Origin of the sequence: Leptospira harrisiae (assembly GCF_002811945.1) — a bacterium.
Taxonomy (GTDB): domain Bacteria; phylum Spirochaetota; class Leptospiria; order Leptospirales; family Leptospiraceae; genus Leptospira_A; species Leptospira_A harrisiae.
Genome location: NZ_NPDX01000004.1, coordinates 90,716 through 111,315 on the forward strand (window position 1 = coordinate 90,716; position 20,600 = coordinate 111,315).

The following is a 20,600-nucleotide window of genomic DNA, read 5'->3' on the forward strand; positions in this document are numbered from 1 at the left end:
AACTCTTAGACCGGTCCAGATCTGAGAATCAGACCGCGTAACCTAGAATTCCCTTAAATAGGAAATAATAATAAATCACAGGAACGGTAAACAAAAGGGCATCGGCCAAATCTAAAACCCCACCGTGACCGGGAATCAAACTTCCGGAATCTTTGATTTTGGCATCTCGTTTCATTGCAGACTCAGCCAAATCACCCATCACCGAAATGATAGAAACCACAAAAGCTACGATAACGGATTCAATGACTCCAATCGGTAACTTCACACCACTAAAATGTTCCCAAGTAAAATTGAGAATTTGGACACCGAGTACAGCAGTGATATTTCCTGTGACATAGCCTTCCCAAGTTTTTTTAGGAGAGATTTTGAGACCGGCAGGATGTTTTCCAAACCAGCGACCACCAAAATAAGCACCAGCATCACTCATAAAAGTAATCACAGACACTAAAAATATATAATAAGCACCAAAAGGGAAAGCGAGTAGGAGTAAAAAATGCCCGATAGGAATCGCTAAATAGATTGGCCCAAGAATGGTAGCACTTGCCGAAAACAATGCTCCATCTAACGGGCGTTTTAGAATTTGTAAAATCCAGACAGTGAGAGATAGAGCTATGAGTAAAAACGGAATCGGATGGAATCCTTCTCGGAGGATCTTTGACAATTCTAAAACAAAAGCAGGAGGAGTGACTTCAAATTGAAGGCCTAAAAATTGAATGTAGTATACAGTAAAAATCAAAAGCGAAAAGATAAGGCCTGTTCCAAAAAAAGGTTTGGAATCTTCTCTTCTGCAAAATGCATACAATTCTTTTAAACCCAAGTAGATGGTAATACAACCAAAGGCATAAAATTCCAAATAGTAAAAGGAACTATGGAAAATCATAAACACATATACGAAAGTGAGTACGATTGCAGATAGAATACGGAGTGTTGTCTCACTCATAACAAACCACCAAATTTACGTTTTCGGGAATCAAAAAAAAGAAGGGCTTCCTCCAAAGAGGTTCTTCCAAAGTCCGGCCAAAGGGTATTTGTGAAATACATTTCAGCATAAGCACTCTGCCACAAAAGAAAATTGGATATCCTTTGTTCTCCCGCAGTTCTGATCAATAAATCTACCGGCGGCAAAGGGAATGTATACAAATATTTTTCAAATTCTTTGGGACTAATGGGTTTGTCCAAAGCCTCTTTTTTGGACTTACGCACAGCCATGATCCTTGAAAAATTACTGAGGATTTCTTCATGGCCACCATAGTTCAAACAAAAGTTGGCAGTCAGTTTTTTGTTCTTTTTAGTGACCGCCATCGCATGGTCAATTTTACTTAAAACAGTTTTAGAAAGTTTGTTTCTTGCTCCACTGTGATGGATGCGAATTCCTTTTTCGTGGATGGAATCGAGTCTAGTTTCAATAAACTCAACTAACAAACCGAAGATGGCTTGGATTTCTGTTATGGGACGTTTCCAGTTTTCTGTAGAAAAGGCATAAAGGGAAACTGCGGGGATTTTGTATTCCAAGGCCACATCCAAAAGGCGATCAATTGCGTTCGCCCCTTCTCTATGGCCCTCGGTTCTTTTTTTCCCTTGGCTTTCGGCCCACCTTCCGTTTCCGTCCATGATGACAGCAATGTGGGCAGGGATTGAATTCAACTTCATAGGAAATTAAAGAGTGGTGATCTCTTTTTCTTTTTCCTTTTCTAAATCTCCCAATTTAGCAATATAAGAATCCGTAATTTTTTGGATTTTATCTTGGTGGCCTTTGAGTTCATCTTGGGACATTTCTGCCTGGTGTTTTTTTAATTCATCATTGGCATCACGGCGAATATTACGAATGGCAACTTTTTTTTCTTCGGCCTTTTGTTTGACCACTTTAGCAAGTTCTTTTCGTCTTTCCCCTGTTAGCTCAGGAATATTAATACGAATGCTTGTTCCATCATTGTTAGGTGTGAGTCCAAGACTTGCAGCAAAAATTGCTTTTTCAATGTCTTTCAACATTCCTTTTTCAAAAGGAGTGATGAGAATCATACGAGGTTCTGGACAAGCAATTTTACCTAACTGATTTAAAGGAGTGAGTGATCCATAATAGTCAACTCTTACATCTTCTACCATCATAGGACTAGCTTTTCCGGTACGAATCGTACCGAAGTCTTTTTTCAAAGCTTCAACCGTTTTGTCCATTTTGGACTGCATGGATTTTATAATTTCATCTACCATCTAAAATCACTTCCTCTGAATTGGAGATTAGTGTACCAATTGGCTCTCCATCGATTAATTTTCTTAAATTTCCTGCTTTAAAAATATCAAACACAATGATGGGCATATTATTGTCCATACAGAGACTGAGTGCAGTTGAATCCATTACCTTTAATCGGTGTTTGATGGACTCCATAAAAGAAACTTCTAAGTAACGTTTTGCACTTGGATCTTTTTTTGGATCCGCAGTGTACACTCCGTCCACTTTTGTGGCTTTAAGGATGACTTCACATCCCACTTCCACCGCACGAAGAGAAGCAGTTGTATCCGTTGTAAAATACGGATTTCCAGTTCCACCGGCAAATATAATGACACGATTTTTTTCTAAATGGCGAACCGCACGTCTACGGATATAAGGTTCAGCAACAGATTTCATTTCGATGGCAGAAAGAACTCGGGTAAACATCCCTTGTTTTTCGCATGCATCTTGTAAGGCGAGTCCATTCATAATGGTGCCGAGCATTCCCATGTAGTCTGCCGTTGCTCGATCCATTCCGGACTTTGCTAAAGTTTCTCCACGGATCATATTTCCTCCGCCAACAACCACAGCAACTTCGAGACCTAAGTCATGAACTTCCTTAATTTGTCCGGCAAGTGAAAATGTTTTATTGGTATCAATACCAAGTTCACCCTCACCGGCAAGAGCCTCGCCGGAGAGTTTGATAAGAATTCTTTTGAAACGAGGACTAGTTCCCACCTACTTGGAACCTCGAGAACCTACCAACAGTAATGTTCTCTCCAAACTTTGCAATGGCTTCTTGGAGAAGGTCATTGATGGTTTTGGAGTTGTCACGAATCGATTTTTGGTGGATGAGACAAATCTCTTCGAAGTATTTTTTCATTTTACCAGGAAGGATCTTTTCGATTTGGTCTGCTTTTTTCCCTTCTTTTTCAAGAAGTGCTTTTTGCACACTCATCTCATTGTCAATTTCTGACTGAGGAATGGATTCCTCGTTCACATACAGTGGGTTCATCGCAGTGATTTGCAAAGCGATCTCTTTTCCAAGAGCTTCAAACGCTTCATTATTTGCCACGAAGTCAGTTTCACAGTTAAGTTCTACTAGAACTCCTGTTTTTCCTGTTCCGTGAATGTAAGCGATAACCTTACCTTCACCAGTTTCGCGACCAGCACGTTTCGCTGCTTTTGCTAAACCTTTTTCTCTTAAGTATGTAACTGCTTTTTCAATATCGCCACCCTTTTCTTCGAGGGCTTTTTTGCAGTCCATCATCCCCGCGCCAGTACGTTCGCGGAGATCTTTAATTTGTTCGGAGCTAACTGCCATTACTCTTTACCTTCTGTAGCTGGTTTTACTTCTGCTGGAGCCTCAGTTGTCGCTGTAGCTGCTGCTGCTTCAGCTGCTTTTTTAGCCGCTTCTGCATCCACAGGGATGTCTTTTGCAACTGGAGGAAGTTCATCGTCCATAATGAATTTTCCGGACTCATCATACTCACCTTGGTATTCAAGTGCAAGTTGTTCTGCGTCCATATCTTCAGCAAAATTAGTTTGGATGACTTCTCCACCTGTTCCTTCAAGTACAGCATTTGCCATAGTATCAAGGAAAAGAGAAATCGCACGGATCGCATCATCGTTACCTGGAATTGGGTAATCGATTGGTTCTGGATCACAGTTTGTATCAATCACTGCGAACACTTTCAAACCAAGTTTTTTAGCTTCTTTTACAGCAATTTCTTCTTTTTTAGGATCGATCACAAAAAGAATTTCAGGCACAACAGCCATATCTTTAATTCCACCAAGTGTTTGGCGGAGTTTTTCTAACTCACGTTTGAGTGAAAGTGCTTCTTTTTTAGTTCTAGCTTCTTGTTCGAAAGAGTTGTTCTCTTCCATTTGCTCTAGTCTTTTTAAACGAGCAATTGACTTCTTTACTGTGTTCCAGTTAGTCAAAAGTCCACCTAACCAACGGTTAGAAACATAGTACATACTGCACGCTTGTGCGGCTCTTTCAATAGCGCCACGAGCTTGTTTTTTAGTTCCTACAAATAGAACTTTCTTACCTTGACCGGTAAGTTTTTTCAAAGCATCGTAAGCTTCTTTTGTTTTTTGAACAGTCTTTTGAAGGTCGATGATGTGAATTCCGTTACGAGCCGTATAAACATAAGGACTCATTTTTGGATTCCAACGACGTGTTTGGTGACCGAAGTGTACGCCTGCTTCTAGCAGACTTTTCATGGAAATTACTGACATACTTACCCCTTTTTTAATGCGAGATATCCAGACGCTACAAGACCAATGATACTTGCAGGGGTTAGCTGGAACTCGACTTTAATTATGTAAAGCTCTAATGATACTGGTGAATCGAACAAAAACCGAGAGAGGTATGTTGTGCCAAGAAGTCGGTCAAGGACCACTCCAGCCACAGCTCCCGCCATCAGTCCCAAAAAAAGCACGAGAAGTAGGTTCCCGATTTGGGTTTTGTTCATCCAAAAGCACCTTTGTCAAGCTTCCCTGTCAGGATTTGGAATTTAGGCAGATTGTCAAGGGGAAAGGAATCCTGCGGTTCCAAAATGGATTTCCAATGCCTTTTCTTTCAAAAACGAAAGGGAAATTTAGGCAAAATCCTTTTTTTGGGGGGCGCCTCCGATCCAACCGAAAGGAGCAGAATCCAAGAAAAAATGGACCGGGCCTCATCCGGGGTGCGCTAACGCTCCCGTCCTTCGGACCTTCGCCCTCCTGGTCCCTGGCGCGGGAAGATGGAAGTGTTAATTTAGAATGGAATTAGTAGAATTAGAATTTCCTAATAAACCAATCTGCATTTCTCAATTTCCAAAGTTGAAGCTAAAGAAAATCAAACCTTTCTATTTGATATTTAACAATTGATACGTTTCAGGTTCCAAACTGACTAACCTTACCAACATTGTTGCCTTTTTGCTCTTTTCTAATTTTATCATATTCTTTAGATACTGATTCTCAAAAACCAAAACATTTCTATTTTTAACTTTTACTTTGGCGAAATAGTCTGTTCTATATTTTTGAGCAAAGGGCTCTAGAGTTTTTTGTTTTGAAACATATTTTCCTTGGAATTCAAATATTTTGTTTAAATCATTGGATGAAATTTTTTCGATATTTTTTCTTTCAATAATCCAAGGGACAGAATTTGCTTTATCAACCAGTCTTTCGATTGCAACATTGATTGCATTTTCAAGATCATTCTGACGCAAATAAATAACCATTTCTTTTATAATCTGCGAAGCAATGTCGTCCGGAACAACAAGCTCAATCCCTGTTCCAGTTGCAATTCGAAGTTTCCGATCATCTGTTGCAAGTAAAACAAAAATTCCGTTATTTAAATCCCCACCAATGTTATATTGGTCAAAGGCTGCTGAAGAAAAATCTTCGATTGTATGTGGCCCAGTGGAATGAATCACTAAAATCCTAATGTCAAGATTATAATTTTTCTTTATATTCTTCAGATATTCATTTTTTTCCTTAATAAAATCAGAATTTAATAAAGAAGTTTTATCCGAAAAAAAGATCGTGCCATCTGCCACTTTTTCCGTTTGGCAAAAAACAAAAACAATAACAAACAAAACATATACAATTAATTTAATTTTGCGATTCATATCAAGAAGATCACCAGAATCTAATTGGTCTTTTTTTCGATCACAGAACCGAGCAATAACGCAACTTTCGAATACTTGTATATCATTCCAATGGTTACAAGCGAAAGGGCAACAGAAATAATACACCCAAGCATTTGAAACTGATTTAAATTTACATTTCCCTTTATACTAAATAAATCAGGATCAAATTTCGAAACTATGAGATAAAACATTTTCTCAACTAACCAGAGAGGCCACCAAATATGAACAATCAATAAATTCAAGTTCATTTTTTTTGTTTCTACATTCTCTTGAATTAGTCGATCTGAATACGTAAACAAATCTATCATGATCAAATATGGTCTATAAAAACTTACGATTGGGATAAACCAAGAAAGTAAAATTTGAGAGTTCGTTCCGGTAAGCTCTGGAAATACTAACTTCAAGTTTAGATAAGCGTTGGTGAGCCAATAGATAAAAAACATACCACAAATAACATATCCAAGCAAATATACAAATGATAGTATTTGAATGGCATGATTGTAAGAAAATAAGATCGTTTCAGAGATCACACCAGATGAGTTAATCGCAAGGTAATATGAATATTTTTTATAATAAATACTGATAGAAGCTAAATCAATCAGGATCAGCATTGATATGATTACCATAATGATCGTTGCAGAAGTAATTTTAATATTTTTCATTTATATCCTTTCATACAAACTCATTAGTTTATTGCCAAACAGGCTCCTACAAAATGAACTCATAGATTCTCATTTTTAAAAAACGTTTTGAGAAATTCCCTTGTTAAATTTTTATATCGATTGATGAGCGAATCCCATTCTATTGAACTGATATTTCGGTTCAATAGAACTAAATTTTGAATTCTTTCGGAAAGCTCTTTATCGAGTAATTCGGAAAGAACATCTGGGATTATTTTTTGAACGGCATAGTCACCCGAAACAGAAGAATTTTCGAAAGATGCCTGGAAATGTTTTGTTAATTTAGACTTTTCAATCAACTGGCCTTCCGATTCCCATGAATTGGCATCTGCAATTCCCTGACCTTCTAACCAAATTGCGTTTCCATAAGTATAGGATGTGAAGGAGATCTGAATAAGTTTCCATTGAGCAAATTTCAATTTCACCATCCTTTCAATGAAATCTTCTTTTAAGTAAGATCGAATCAAAAAAGTAGTGAACCCATTTTCCTCGAATTCTTCATCTAAGATCATTTTTTTTGTAAAACTAATCTTCATTTTCTTAAACATCCAAGCGAACAAATGATATGGGCTGGAGCCGATTTAGTTTCCAGGTATAATCTAAAAAAGTCTATTTTAAGACAAATATCAACCTCAATGGTTCTTATCATTTTCTATTTTACACCTAACCAAGGCAATATAAAATCTACCATTGTTCATGAAATGTGCCGGCATAAAAGGAGCACAATGGGATACGTAATTTATATTTCTGTGGTTATGGTGATTGCACCACTCTGTTGTATTGTGGGAGAAATCTACTTACGTAACGAAGAAACAAAGGTTCTCGATCTTACCTGGAAATGGCTTATTTTCTGGGCCATAGGAATCCGACTCTCAAGTGCAGGGTTAAGCCAGGTATTAAATCCTTCCTTTACAGCCGGAATTCTGCAATTAAGTGAATCAGCACATATCATCGTCAGAGAGCTGGGATTTGCAAATTTACTTATGGGCGGACTCGCCATTGCTTCGTTAGTTTTTCCATCCTTACGAATTGCGGCAACGATGGGAGGTATTTATCTGGGGGCAGCAGGAATCCTCCATATTGTTAGAGGGATAGAACATGTCAATTTCAAGGAAGCAACGGCTTTGTTATCCGATATATGGGCATTCAGCATCGTTCTAGGTTTTTACTTGTATTATTTCATACTCTACCTTCGAGAAAAAACTTAAATAAGATTTCGTCGCATCGCCGGCCAATGATAATCATGGACATTGTGGTCGTGGAACAATGAAACACAATCAATTACCGACAAATGACAATGTGAACTACTTTGGAAAACAGTTCGTATATCTATGAATCAAAATAGTTTCCTTCCAATGTAGCCATGAATACGTTTCTAAAGATAACAAAAATCCTCAAAAATAGCGAAATAAAAATATAATATTTTTTTAGAACATTTGAACGTATAAATAGTCTAATCTACTTATATACTTTTTCTAATCGCTTAATTGTTATTTTTTTTACTGAAAGCTCTTGCCATATTTTTTTGAACTGATCCTATTGATACAATGAGACTGATCCTTGTATCCAACCGGTTACCAGTCCAATGGGATGGCACAGCTAATGTGGGTGGTCTTGCCACCGGCCTTTCCAGTTTTTTATCTCATTGGAAATCATTAGGGAATGAAGTGATTTGGGTGGGTTGGCCTGGCAAATCTATTCCTGAAAAGGAACAAACATCGTATTCAAAAAAAATGAAAGAAGAACATGGAACCATTCCTGTATTCTTGAAACAAAAGTTAGCTGATTCGTTTTACAATGGTTTTTGTAACAAAACGATTTGGCCATTATTTCATTACTTTACTGCTCATTGCGAATATTCGGATGTGACTTTCAAATCATACGAAGAGGCAAATGAAGAATTTGCAAAATCGGTAGCGGAAATATACAAACCTGGAGATTGGGTTTGGGTCCATGATTATCATTTATTTTTATTGCCGGAAATATTAAGAAATTTGTTTCCTGACATATTCTTATCCTTCTTTCTACATATCCCGTTTCCAACATTTGAGATCTTCCGATTGATGCCTGAAAGGTTTCGCACAAGAATTCTCACTGGTGTTTTAGGTGCCGACCTTATTGGGTTCCACACTCAAAGTTATACACAATATTTTCTTAGAACATTACTAAGGTGTTTGGGAATTGAAAATGAGAGAGGCATTATCTATCACAAAAATCACCTAACCAAAACAGGTGCCTATCCTATGGGCATTAATGTTGAGCAGTTTATTCAATATTCAATTTCGAAGGATTGCGATAATATAGCGGAAGAAATAAATAAAAACCATAAAAACTTAAAACAAATTCTTTCAGTCGATAGATTGGACTACACAAAAGGAGTATTACAAAGGCTAAGTGCTTTTGAACTTTTTTTAAATCAAAATCCGAATTGGATAAAAAAATGTAAATTCGTTTTGGTTTTAGTGCCTTCTAGGACTGACGTGTCATCTTATTTATCTATGAAAAAAGCCATAGACGAAAAAGTCGGAGCCATCAACGGTTCTTATGGCACTTTAGATTGGACGCCCATTCTTTATCAATACAAGGGATTCCCCTTCGAAGAACTAGTCCCTCTTTATAAGAATACACACGTTATGATAGTCACACCATTTCGCGATGGGATGAACCTTGTTGCAAAGGAATTTTTAGTTTCGCAAAGCTGCGGTATGTTGGTCCTAAGTGAGATGGCTGGTGCATCAGCAGAACTACCAGAAGCTATTTTGGTGAATCCTAATGACTTAAATGGCATGGCCGGTGCAATTCAGGAAGCAATTGAAATGGATGGAAATGAAATTCAATCCCGGAATCATGTAATGATCAACCGTTTAAAAGAAAACACTGTGAATGATTGGGCAAAAAGAATTTATTCTGATACAGAAGATCTTTATTTTAAAAATTTAGCTTTCCAAACTAAAACATTATCACCTAAATCAGAAATACTACTACCGCCAGATAATAAACCAATTTTCATAATCTTTGATTATGATGGAACGCTTGTTCCTTTCGAATCATTACCTCATTTGGCAATTCCTAAAAAGGAATTACTCAATTCATTATCCACATTATTAGAATTTCAGAATGTATCTATTGCAATTATAAGCGGAAGAAACAGAACTTTCCTTGAAGAAACTTTTCAAAATCTCCCTCTACACTTGGTAGCTGAACATGGTGCTTGGCATAGAGCACCATACGGAGAGAAGTGGACTTCGTTACATTCTTCAAATTTAGAATGGAAAGGCCAAATCAAAAATCATCTAAATGAGTTTACGAAAAGAGTTCCAGGATCGTTTACCGAGGAAAAAGAATTCTCCTTAGTTTGGCATTTCAGAAATGCAGATCCGGATATAGGGTTAAATGCGGCAAGAGAAATGTTAGATGAATTATCTCAAATATCATCTAACAGTGGTTTCTTTGTACAAAGAGGCAACAAAATTATTGAAGTTAGAGATTATGGTACGGGGAAAGGTAAAGCTGCCATTAAAATTGTTCCCAAAGCAGATTTAAACGTCTATGTATTTGGAGACGATACGACAGATGAAGATATGTTCCGTGAATTACCAGATTCAGTGATTTCCGTAAAAATTGGAAAATCAGAAACTGTCGCAAAATACAGGTTCAATGCACCGGAAGAAGTGCAGCAGTGGATTCATAATTTAATTTTCCATTTAAAAAAGGAAACCAAATGAAAAAACATAAATATGATTCAGGTATAATAGGAAACGGAAGTTACATAGCACACATCAATCGTTATGCAGATATTGTTTGGTTGTGTTGGCCAAACTTTGACAGTTCCCCGATTTTCGGTTCACTAATAGACGAAAGATGCGGTTCGTTTTCAATAGTTCCGAATTCAAAAGTAATTAAAACATCGCAAAGCTATTTAGAAAATACAAACATTCTTCGCACAGAAATTCACACGGAAACGGGATCTTTTGCAGTTGTTGATTTTGCACCACGATATTATAAAAATGGAGAATTAAAATACAAACGTTCTTTGTACAGAAAAATTATCCCTTTGGATGGAGATATAAAAATCAAAATCGAAATTGTGCCAACCTATAATTATGGGAGTAGTATAATAGAGAAAAAAGTTTTTTCGGACCACCTACTCCTCGAAGACCCAGATTTTAAAATCCATATTCTCGCAAATGTTTCATTAAATCAAATTTCTATTGGAAATTCCTTCCACCTTAATCAGAATATTTATATCGGTTTATTTGAATCTCGACCCGAAGAACTGCCTATCGAAGATTTTATTGAATCAGAATTTACAAAGACTAAAATCTATTGGCAAAACTGGGTTAAACATTGCACTATTCCAAATTTCGCACAAAGCCAACAAATTCGGTCAGCCTTATGTTTAAAACTACATCAATTTCAAGATACAGGTGCAATCATTGCTGCTTCAACAACTAGTTTACCTGAAGCTCCCAATTCGGGCAGAAATTGGGATTACCGCTATTCTTGGTTACGTGACGGTTTTTATACATTGTATGCTTTAACTAATTTGGGGCAATTCGAAGAACTCGAAATGTATTCCCAATTCATAAGTAACCTAACACCTGGTAGAGACGGAAGATTCCAACCATTATATAGTATTTTTGGTGAATCAATTTTAGAAGAAAAAATCTTAAACTTAGATGGTTATCTGGGGAACCAACCAGTTCGCATAGGTAACTCGGCATATACTCATAAACAAAATGATGCTTATGGTCAAATTTTACTTTCATTATTGCCTTTATATTTAGATGAACGTATTCCCGAAAAGAACAGATTTCATAATTTGAATTTAATAAGAAATATATTAGACAAAATTGAGCTTACGATGTCCGAACCAGATGCAGGCCTTTGGGAATTCAGAAATTTTTCACAAAAACATTGTTATACTTTTTTGTTCCACTGGGTTGGCGCAAAAGCTGTAAAAGTAATAGCTACAGTATTAGGGGAAAAAGAACTTCTGCGAAAGTCTGAATCGCTAATGAACGATGCAGAAAAAAATATAGAAGCCTGTTTTGATATTGAATTGGGTTGCTATACTCAAGCCCAGGGGAGAAAGGATTTAGATGCAAGTTTGTTACAATTAATTACATTAGGATACTTAGATCCAAAATCTGAAAAGGCCAAGAATCATCTCAATGCAATAGAAAAAACGCTAAAAACGGATGATGGTTTTTTATACCGATATTTACATAACGATGATTTCGGGAAACCTGAAACAACTTTTTTAGTATGTACTTTTTGGTATGTAGAAGCATTAGCATGTATGGATCGTTTAGATGAAGCAATTAAATTATTTAATGAAGTAACGAATCATGCAAATCATGTCGGTTTATATAGTGAAGATATCGAGTCGAATTCAGGAAATCAATGGGGAAACTTTCCACAAACTTATAGCCATGTAGGATTAGTTAACGCAGCTCATAAAATCTCTGAGAAAAAAACAAAGAGTTTATTTTGGTAACTTAATATATAGGTTAATATAATACAAAAAATTACAAATTCCAATTTTTTACATTATATTCGATATTCTTAAAAATAAACACAAAAAGACCAAAACCTGGAGCTATCTTTTTGTAAACCCTGTGTTATTTGCCCAATAGACGAACTTTCTGCTTAACCCATGCTACTAGACACAAAGAAAATACAAACCAATACGATAACATTAAAAAAGTATGTCGATTTGGTTTAGAATATATATAAAACTCAAATTCTAATTAATTTCCGGCAACTAACTTCTCGAAGGTAGAATTTAATCGCTCACAAATTGATTTTATATTTGCAAAATTTCAAGATAAAGTTAACAAATGAAAAGTGATTACTTTACAAAGAAAAAACGTCATTTTACTAGCTTTAGCACTTGTTTTACCTTTGGTTCAACTTCTGGTACAGGTAGATAGTTTTTACTTATCAGATCCTCTTGTCAAAATGATCCAAGTCATTTCGCTTTGGAAACAACAATGGCAAACAGAGAGTATTATTTATCCCTCTTATGATTTCGATCCCCTATTCTTATTAAGTCCATTTAACGAAGGTTTTATATTCCAAAACCAAGAAAGATTAATTGGGAACTATCCAATTGCATTCACTTTTTTCTACTCACTGTTAGCCTTTGTTCCGTTCAAATTTCTTCCCTTCCTAAACTTCTTATTTTTATTAGGTTTCTTGAAACTTCTAAATGACAACTCTATCAAACTTCCAGTTTTATTATTGATTACATTCGGAACGGTTGTATTTCCATTACTCATTGATTTTTCGGAAAATGCGATTTTCCTACTACTTTCCGGATATGGATATATTTTCTTACTAAAGGCCTTCGAAAATCAAAACACAAAAGATTGGCTTTTAGGTAACTTCTTTCTTGGCCTAGCCATTTGGTTTCGGCTTGAAGGTGTTTTATTTTTTATATCGATTCAAGTTACTATATTCATCATAGATTTTTTCATCAAAAAAAAATCACTAGTCGAAACTCTTAACCCAATTCGTTACATTATTTTCTTAATAATTTTGGCCTCATTCCTTCTATGGAACCAATATAGTTATTCACATCCAATGGGTACTCGTTACTTGGCAACGATTGCTTATAATTCTAGATCCATTTGGGACCAAATCATGATTTTTCTTTCGATGTCATTTACATTTCCAAGATCCGATGGTTGGTCTCTAGGTTTTTTTCTGCAAAGTCCAATCCTTTTGTTTGCTTTGGTCCAACTGAGCAAAGAACAGTTATCAAAGAACCAAACTCTATTTTATCATTTCTGCATATCGATGATATTCTTGTTAATTGTAGGAATCACTTCTCCAAATGATGGAATTACCTTGACTGGTAGATATCTTTTACTACTGGTATATCCGTTATCTTTTATATTAAACGAACAGATAGAGAAAATACAAAAGAAAAAAACAGTCTTCTCTATTCTTACTATTTGGACCTCCGTATGCGCCATCATAGTATCGAGCATTTTCTTTTTCGCAAACAAAGAACTCACAAAATTAAAAAAAGAAATTACTCCTTTGAATTCCAAATTAATTGTTACTACCAATGAACTTTTATCCGGTGCCTACGGATTAGATTTAATTGAAAAGAAGGTACTTTGCATTAAGAATCCATATCTAGTTAAATATCTTTTTTATAACATTGAAAAAAATATGCTGAGCGAATTTTTAATTGCTACTGTCGAAAAACAAACCAAATACAATCAATATGAAAAAGGAATATACGATTCCATCATTGCGGAGTCTGTCCAACATGGATATAGATGTACGGAGGAGGAGCATTCAAAAAGAATCCTTAGCCGAAGATGCGTAAAAACAAATGAACACAGCGAAAATCCTTAGCAAAGCAAAGATTGGAACGAGGAGCCTGGTTGCATAAGAAATGCACCCAAAGAAAAATCGCAAAAATGATCCAACTTACATCTACCCTTCCTTGTATAATATTGATAGTTACAAGGAGAAAATATGGCATTCCAACAAATCCAAACAGGAATCATTACTGAAAAATTAATCGAGACAAAACAATTTTACGAACAATGGTTAGGGTTAAATACAAAATTTGAATCAGACTGGTTTATACTACTTTGTTTACCGGATCGACCAGAGATTGAATTAGCAATTATGAAACCAAACCAACCGCAGGTAAAAAAAAAATATTTTCAAAATTCTTATCCAGGAAAAGGGATTTGGTTTATTTTTGAATCAAAAGATGTAAAAAAAGAATTTGAAAAAATGGTACAAAAAAAAGCACCCATCGATCTTCCTCTTATTACCGAAGAATGGGGAGACGTCCATTTTACCTTAGTTGATCCAAATGGAATTGGGATCGATATCGTCCAAGAAAGAAATTCGAAATAAAAATTGGAAAGACAAACTTGGGAATCTTTTTTACTTTTCTTCCAGAAAGTAAAAAGGTTCCTCTCTTGCAAAAACCACCTAACCTCTATCCTGTTTGGAACAAAATAGAAACACAACTGGAAGAATTCATTGGCTTAAATCAAATTGCTTTTTTTACAGGATATAGCGAATGGCATTTTCATAAGTTATTTAAATCCATCCAAGGAGAAAATGTAAAAGAATACATTCGTAGATTACGTTTAGAAAAAGCTGCTTACGAATTAAAAATCACAAATTTTCCTATATTAGAAATTGCCATTGAGTCAGGTTTCTTATCTCATGAAGCTTTTTCAAAAGCTTTTAAACGTGTGATAGGTTGTACACCATCTGAGTTTCGAAAACAATTCCAAAAGGAAACTAAAAAATCAAGAAACGACAACCTAACGATTCCAGATGGTATTTCAAAATTTGGATTCCAAATCAAAGTTATATCTTCATTTTCGATTATTTATGTCCGTCACATCGGAAGTTACGAAGAACTCCCCGGTCCAGTTCCAGGGAGTCAAGAAGTACGTTCCATTTTATCTTTAATTCAAAAATGGAATTTTTCAGACACAAATCACAAATGGATCGGGATTAGCCAAGACGATCCAGAAATTTCCCCAAAAGGAAAAATACGTTTTGATTTAGGAATCACTGTAGGAAATTTGCAAAAAAACATTCCAGATGGATTTGGAATTCAAACGATTCCAGCAGGAAGGTATTTACAAATTCGTTTCCATGGTAGTTATCACAATCTTCCAAAAATCTATGATTGGATTTTGAATGATTATATAAAAACAACTTCCTTCCGATTAAAAAACCAACCACCTTGGGAATGTTATTTGAATCCACTTGAAAAAAAGGACAATAAACGTATTACGGATATTTACTTTCCCATTCATTAGCAAATCAATTTTCTCCCAAAGTTAGTTAGAATTAAAATAGAGTTTTTATAAACAGATCTATTTATTTTTTAGAAGCCAAGACAAAAGAAGCACTGTCTTCATAAAAGTGGTAAGAAAAAATTTTTCCATCCTTGATTTGTACCTTTAACGCCCATTCACTCTCAAAAGGTTTGCCAGTTTGTTTGATGATATGCAAAAAACTTCCACTTGCAAACACCCAATCTTTTTTACCAACAATCTGATCCACTTGGAATCGTTTTGTATCCAACTGGAAACCCATGTTCGTTAGAAACTCCTTGGCTCCCGGAATGCCTGTGTAAGTTCCATACAATTGGTTTTCTCCACGATTTTCGCTACGAACAGCTGTAATGGTCGTTTGTGGATGAAAACAATTCAAAACACTTTCTGCATTTCCCTTTCCAAATTCACTAAAAAAGGTCTCTAAAACCTTTTCCCCAGAGGGAGAAGCTGATTTTGCAAACAACCCAACACTTCCAAACAACAAAGTAGCTAGTACCAATACTGGTTTCATTTTTATCTCCTTGAATATCGATACCAAGAGTATCGATATTCAATACCAGCGGTATCGGAATATAGTTGACAGTCAAGTTTTTTTTATAATATTTTGGTTTATGGTTACAAAAAAGAAAATGATCCCAAAAACTGCGGGACGCCCCAGGTCGGAAGAGCTGGAACCATTGGTTTTAAAAACGACATATGAAATGTTAGCAAAAAAGGGGTATCATGGATTTTCCATAGATGATATCGTAAAGGAAACTGGAGTCGCAAAAACAACGATCTACCGAAGATGGCCAAACAAAGCAAATTTAGCCATGAGCACAATCACTCATATGATCTCTCCTTTTTTGGAATTCCCAAAAGAAGTTCCGTTTGAAAAAGCAATCCTTGAACAAATGGAAGCTCTCTCTCGAATATTTTCTGGCAAATTTGGAAAAGTCATCTCCACTTTAATTGGTGCTGGCCAACAAGACAGCGAACTTTCCGAATCTATTTTAGAGAATTATTTACTTCCAAGAAGAGAAGCAGCAAAACAATTCTTTCGTTTTGCAATTTCATCCAAACAAATTCAAGTTTTGTCAGAGGAAGAAATCGATGTTTGTATGGATATACTCTACGGTTCTTTGTATTTTCGCTTGTTATTAAAACATGAAAAACCTGAGTTTCACGATCTAAGACCTTGGATAGAAAAGTTTTTACGAACTTTAAGGTAAACCATTCAGAAATATTTTCCCGTTCGTTTTTCAAATTTTGCTTTTTCCTTTTTTTGTTTTCGTTAGGATCGAAGACCATGAAACACCTAGCAAAACTTTGGCTTCTCTCATTTTTCGTATTCGACTCTTGTGTTATTTTCCAAGCAACAAAAGTGCCACCAAATAATCTGAAAGCCGCAATCGAAGCAAAATCTACCAAAACACCAAAGATTGTTTTTTTCGGGGATAGCATTACTCATGGGCGAGTCAGTCATGATTATGTGGCTTCTATCGCTAAACATCCAACCTTTGCGGATTCCCAAGTAATTAATGAAGGAATTAACAGTCGCTTAACGGTTCAAATTCTAGAACAACTTGAGAATTTAAAAAAATTAAACCCAGATTTTGTTTTTTTATTAATAGGAACTAACGATTTGAAGGCGACTCTTTCAGAAGATGAATACAATCGTTATGCAGACCTTTGGAAATTAAAAGATCCAGTCTCTGAAGAAAGTTTTGTGAGTAATTTAACTAAAATAATCCAATCCATAAAAAAAGATACCAAAGCTAAACTCGTTGTTTTTTCTCCGCCTGTTTTAGGAGAAGATCGAAACTCAATTCCCTTCCAAAGGTCCAAACGATTTGCAGAACTCACCAAACAAGTAGCGACCAAAGAAAAAGTTATATACAAACCATTACATGAAACTCTATCAAAAGGTCTGGATGAATCTAACTTAAAAATTCGAAAACCATACATCCAAAGCACTTGGGGAATGTACTGGACGATATTAAAATATTATTCTTCTACTTCAAATTGGAATGATTTAGGTGATTCCAATGGATATTATTATTTAACGGATGCAATCCATTTGAATGAACGTGGAGGAACAATTTTGGAAACAATGATTTTAGAAGAATTTTCCTCAGGAAAAAAATAACAATCATAGGATGAATTGATACTCATTCTCTTTCTAATTTGTTGTAATTAAAACTAACGAACACACATAACATCAACCTCATACATACGATTGAAATATAGATTTTTTATCGTCAAAGAGTTTATAAATCTTGTTACAGTAAAACTGAGTATGTAGGGGTTTTTATGAAAACTAAGGACCCAAACATCCAGAGAGGAGCTTAGGGAATGTCCGAAGAAACAAATGAAATCAGCCTATTTGAAAGGAATCTCTTTCGGAGAGGTGTCTCACTCATAGTGTACACAAAGTACGGACTGAGCGCAGTGTTTCTTTTGGGAGTGGCCGCTAACTTTGCCACCAAAAGTTTTATCCCAAATTTTATTGGTTCCATTATCTTTTTACTCAACGGATTAGTTCCCGGATATTTTTTACGAAAAGACAAAGAAATCAAAAAATCTTGGGCTTTTACCATCATCTTCATAGATCTTCTAATATTAGTTAGTTTTTTCTATTTGGACATTTACAATAACTATACAAAGGGTGATGCAAGTAATACAATCAACGCAGGTATCTTTTATATCATTTTTGTTTTCATTGCCATTTATTCTAGTTTTCTATTTGAATCTAAATTAGTAATGATTGTTGGAATCATTTCCACCTGTTTGTATTTAGGTGGGATTTATTTGTCAGCAAAACTGGGAGCCGCCCTCGTTGGAAAACCTAGCCCAGACATGTTAAGAGCAAACCATGTCATTGTGGCCACTGAAGTGCAAAAAGTTATATTTTACTTTGGTGTGATTTTTAGTTTACGATTTGTAGTGGCTCTCATTCGGGAAATGCAATCTGATTTAAAAACAAAACTCAAAGAAACCTTAGAAAAACAAAACTTTATATCTAACAAATCAATTCAATTGGAAAAATCTGCAAGTACTCTCGCGGCTTCTGTAGACACATTACAATCCATGTCAGACGTGTTACACAACCAATCACAAAACCAAGCGGCTTCTGTTGAGGAAATTTCCGCATCCGTAGAAGAACTATCTTCTTCAGCAATTAGTTCGGCAAACCTTGTGGAAGACCAAGTCGCACGTGTAAAAATTGTGGATCAAAACTTTTTATCTCTACAAAATATTAGCGAAAATGTAAAAACCAAAACAACAAAAATTGCAAAAGATGTAAGTCTCTCCGCCGATTTTAGCAAAAAAGTAAAAACTTCCTCAGAAGAACTCAATAGCATTTATTCAGAACTCAACCAAGCCTTTTCTAAAGTTGAAGAAATCAATCAAATGATGTCAGACATTGCAGACCAGACCAACTTACTGGCACTAAATGCTTCGATTGAAGCAGCAAGAGCGGGAGAACATGGACGCGGATTTGCAGTGGTAGCCCAAGAAGTTGCAAAACTGGCAGAACGTTCCCAATCCAATGCGGGCACCATTGCAAAAATTGTGAAAGATGCGGGACTCAAAATCAACGAAGGAACCAGGTATTCAAAGGAAGTAAAATCCCAAGTAGAAAGCCAAAACCAAGAATTGCTTCGTATCGAAAGCGAAATTTTGAGTTTAGAAGGACATGTCACTGACCAAGAAACCTTAAATTCGCAACTCAGACTTACTTTTTCCGAATTGCATGTATTATCCGAGCAGATTGGAATGATTGCCAAAGAACAGATGACTGGTAGTAAGGAAATCAACCATGCAATCACAGTCATTGATGAAACCACACAAAAACTGGCTGATTCTGTCCAACTGCTTTATGAAGAGATCAACGCCATCCATACCCAATCGAAACAACTAACTTTGACCTAAGGGATTTCCCTTTATACAGAACCGAGTTTCAGGAATAAAACCTGTCTTTACAACAGGTGCCTTTTCTAGAACTTTGGGAAATTGTGGGAAATAAATTGATAACCTTTAGCGTGCTATGTTAAAACCCAATCTAACCGGTCGCCCCGGACAAAGAATCGAAGATACCATTATGGTAATTTTGGAAGAGAATCCAAACCAAGAGGAACTTGTATTCCAAAAAATCAAGGAACACCCTGCGTATCATTTAGAAGATTCGCAAATTTATTCTGCCATCTTAAAAGTTCTAACTTCACTTGAAATATCGGAAAATGAATCCGAATCAATTTGGACAGAGATCATCCAAAACAAATCAAAACTCTCGCAATGTATGGGCCGCCAAGTGGGCTTTCGTGTTGCATTATTCGATTATTTTACCAACATCAATCTCAAAATAAAAAACCCAAAAATCATAGAGATGAAACTATTTTCAGATACCGAAAAACTGATATTAGTTGATGAGCTCACCAGATTATACAACCGTAGGCATTTTGAAACCGCGCTCATACGCGAATTCAAACAATCCACAAGATACAATCAAAACCTATCCCTTCTCATCATTGACATTGATGATTTTAAAAAAATCAATGATACCTACGGTCACACGACAGGTGATGAAATTTTAACAAAAGTAGCAAAACAAATCACATCTTGTTTGCGTATGGAAGACACCGCATGTCGGGTCGGTGGAGAAGAGTTTGCTGTTATATTTCCGCAAACCAATGAAGAACAAGCACTCATTGCATCAGAAAAACTATTAGAAGCTTGCCGCACCATTCAACTGAGTGGAAAATCTGTGACCCTCAGTGGCGGAATTGTATCCTATCCTGAAAAAGTCAAAACTTGTGAAGAAATGTATGACTTAGCCGATCGAGCTTTGTATACTGCCAAATATTCTGGAAAAAATCAAATTGTAGCTTATTCGAACGAAAAAAGAAGTAGTTTGCGTTTTGATGCCAACCTCGAACTCTTTTTTATCTTACCAGATAAAACTCTTAAAACCATTTCTAAAAATATTTCTGTGACAGGCATTGCATTTGATACGGAAGATGACATTACACTCAACGAATCTTTCGATGTCAAACTTCGGGAATCTGATACAAACCAAGAAATCAATGCGAAGATCAAGGTAGTGAGAAAAGAAGAAATCGGTTTTCATAAATTCCATATGGGTGCCGAATTTTTGGAACTCTCACTCGAAGACCAATCCAAACTTTCTGATTTATATACATTACACCGATACAAATCAAAAATTCCTACCGGTGTCGTTTCCTAAATAACAAAT

21 protein-coding genes are annotated in these 20,600 nt (G+C 35.8%); 10 read left to right on the plus strand and 11 right to left on the minus strand.

Features of this window, described 5'->3' with window-relative positions:
- Positions 1-28 precede the first annotated feature (28 nt).
- The 10 genes from CH364_RS13700 to CH364_RS13750 form a co-directional block, all read right to left on the minus strand.
- Positions 29-940 carry a phosphatidate cytidylyltransferase gene (locus CH364_RS13700; RefSeq protein ID WP_100744369.1) on the minus strand — a complete coding sequence of 304 codons (912 nt, stop codon included), beginning with the start codon at positions 938-940 and terminating at the stop codon, positions 29-31.
- Positions 937-1,650, minus strand: coding sequence for an isoprenyl transferase (locus CH364_RS13705; protein ID WP_100744368.1), 714 nt, complete (start codon positions 1,648-1,650; stop codon positions 937-939). Before CH364_RS13705 ends, CH364_RS13700 begins: the two co-directional genes overlap by 4 nt.
- 6 nt (positions 1,651-1,656) lie before the next feature.
- Positions 1,657-2,208: a ribosome recycling factor gene (gene frr / locus CH364_RS13710; RefSeq protein WP_100744367.1), complete on the minus strand. Its 552-nt coding sequence runs from the start codon at positions 2,206-2,208 to the stop codon at positions 1,657-1,659.
- Positions 2,198-2,944, minus strand: coding sequence for a UMP kinase (pyrH, locus tag CH364_RS13715; protein ID WP_004786252.1), 747 nt, complete (start codon positions 2,942-2,944; stop codon positions 2,198-2,200). Before pyrH ends, frr begins: the two co-directional genes overlap by 11 nt.
- Entirely contained in the window at positions 2,934-3,530 is a 597-nt protein-coding gene (tsf, locus tag CH364_RS13720; protein ID WP_004787415.1) for a translation elongation factor Ts, read from the minus strand. The genes pyrH and tsf overlap by 11 nt, the downstream gene beginning before the upstream one ends.
- Positions 3,530-4,450, minus strand: a complete 921-nt coding sequence (rpsB, locus tag CH364_RS13725) for a 30S ribosomal protein S2 (RefSeq protein ID WP_100744366.1) — start codon at positions 4,448-4,450, stop codon at positions 3,530-3,532. Before rpsB ends, tsf begins: the two co-directional genes overlap by 1 nt.
- 2 nt (positions 4,451-4,452) lie before the next feature.
- On the minus strand, positions 4,453-4,686 hold the full coding sequence (locus tag CH364_RS13730) for a hypothetical protein (RefSeq protein ID WP_100744365.1): 234 nt from the start codon (positions 4,684-4,686) through the stop codon (positions 4,453-4,455).
- 375 nt (positions 4,687-5,061) lie between these two features.
- Positions 5,062-5,826 (minus strand): TPM domain-containing protein, encoded by a 765-nt coding sequence (locus CH364_RS13740; RefSeq protein ID WP_100744364.1) that lies wholly within the window; start codon positions 5,824-5,826, stop codon positions 5,062-5,064.
- A 20-nt stretch (positions 5,827-5,846) separates the two neighbouring features.
- Positions 5,847-6,509, minus strand: coding sequence for a DUF4328 domain-containing protein (locus tag CH364_RS13745; protein WP_100744363.1), 663 nt, complete (start codon positions 6,507-6,509; stop codon positions 5,847-5,849).
- Between the two features lie 59 nt (positions 6,510-6,568).
- Positions 6,569-7,063: a hypothetical protein gene (locus CH364_RS13750; RefSeq protein ID WP_100744362.1), complete on the minus strand. Its 495-nt coding sequence runs from the start codon at positions 7,061-7,063 to the stop codon at positions 6,569-6,571.
- A 189-nt stretch (positions 7,064-7,252) separates the two neighbouring features.
- Here CH364_RS13750 and CH364_RS13755 point away from each other — a divergent pair, with 189 nt between their 5' ends.
- The 6 genes from CH364_RS13755 to CH364_RS13780 all read left to right on the plus strand — a co-directional run bounded on the left by CH364_RS13755 (position 7,253) and on the right by CH364_RS13780 (position 15,343).
- Entirely contained in the window at positions 7,253-7,735 is a 483-nt protein-coding gene (locus tag CH364_RS13755) for a DUF6790 family protein (protein ID WP_100744361.1), read from the plus strand.
- A gap of 339 nt (positions 7,736-8,074) precedes the next feature.
- Complete coding sequence (locus CH364_RS13760; protein ID WP_100744360.1) at positions 8,075-10,252, plus strand: bifunctional alpha,alpha-trehalose-phosphate synthase (UDP-forming)/trehalose-phosphatase; 2,178 nt, start codon at positions 8,075-8,077, stop codon at positions 10,250-10,252.
- Positions 10,249-12,027: a glycoside hydrolase family 15 protein gene (locus CH364_RS13765; RefSeq protein WP_100744359.1), complete on the plus strand. Its 1,779-nt coding sequence runs from the start codon at positions 10,249-10,251 to the stop codon at positions 12,025-12,027. Before CH364_RS13760 ends, CH364_RS13765 begins: the two co-directional genes overlap by 4 nt.
- A 350-nt stretch (positions 12,028-12,377) precedes the next feature.
- Positions 12,378-13,901, plus strand: coding sequence for an LA_3751/LA_3752 family putative glycosyltransferase (locus tag CH364_RS13770; protein WP_100744358.1), 1,524 nt, complete (start codon positions 12,378-12,380; stop codon positions 13,899-13,901).
- A 123-nt stretch (positions 13,902-14,024) separates the two neighbouring features.
- A complete protein-coding gene (locus tag CH364_RS13775; protein ID WP_100744357.1) occupies positions 14,025-14,417 on the plus strand; it encodes a VOC family protein in 393 nt (130 codons plus the stop codon).
- Between the two features lie 65 nt (positions 14,418-14,482).
- Positions 14,483-15,343: an AraC family transcriptional regulator gene (locus CH364_RS13780; RefSeq protein ID WP_100744787.1), complete on the plus strand. Its 861-nt coding sequence runs from the start codon at positions 14,483-14,485 to the stop codon at positions 15,341-15,343.
- A gap of 61 nt (positions 15,344-15,404) precedes the next feature.
- Here the strand turns inward: CH364_RS13780 and CH364_RS13785 are convergent, their stop codons facing one another.
- Positions 15,405-15,875: a nuclear transport factor 2 family protein gene (locus CH364_RS13785; protein ID WP_100744356.1), complete on the minus strand. Its 471-nt coding sequence runs from the start codon at positions 15,873-15,875 to the stop codon at positions 15,405-15,407.
- 118 nt (positions 15,876-15,993) lie between these two features.
- Here CH364_RS13785 and CH364_RS13790 point away from each other — a divergent pair, with 118 nt between their 5' ends.
- The 4 genes from CH364_RS13790 to CH364_RS13805 all read left to right on the plus strand — a co-directional run bounded on the left by CH364_RS13790 (position 15,994) and on the right by CH364_RS13805 (position 20,591).
- Positions 15,994-16,575, plus strand: coding sequence for a TetR/AcrR family transcriptional regulator (locus tag CH364_RS13790; protein WP_243401395.1), 582 nt, complete (start codon positions 15,994-15,996; stop codon positions 16,573-16,575).
- Between the two features lie 77 nt (positions 16,576-16,652).
- On the plus strand, positions 16,653-17,492 hold the full coding sequence (locus tag CH364_RS13795) for an SGNH/GDSL hydrolase family protein (protein WP_100744786.1): 840 nt from the start codon (positions 16,653-16,655) through the stop codon (positions 17,490-17,492).
- 206 nt (positions 17,493-17,698) lie between these two features.
- On the plus strand, positions 17,699-19,279 hold the full coding sequence (locus tag CH364_RS13800) for a methyl-accepting chemotaxis protein (protein WP_100744354.1): 1,581 nt from the start codon (positions 17,699-17,701) through the stop codon (positions 19,277-19,279).
- A 115-nt stretch (positions 19,280-19,394) separates the two neighbouring features.
- The gene (locus tag CH364_RS13805; RefSeq protein ID WP_100744353.1) at positions 19,395-20,591 is read left to right on the plus strand and encodes a diguanylate cyclase; all 1,197 of its coding nucleotides are present in this window, start codon (positions 19,395-19,397) and stop codon (positions 20,589-20,591) included.
- The last annotated feature ends 9 nt before the right edge of the window (positions 20,592-20,600 follow it).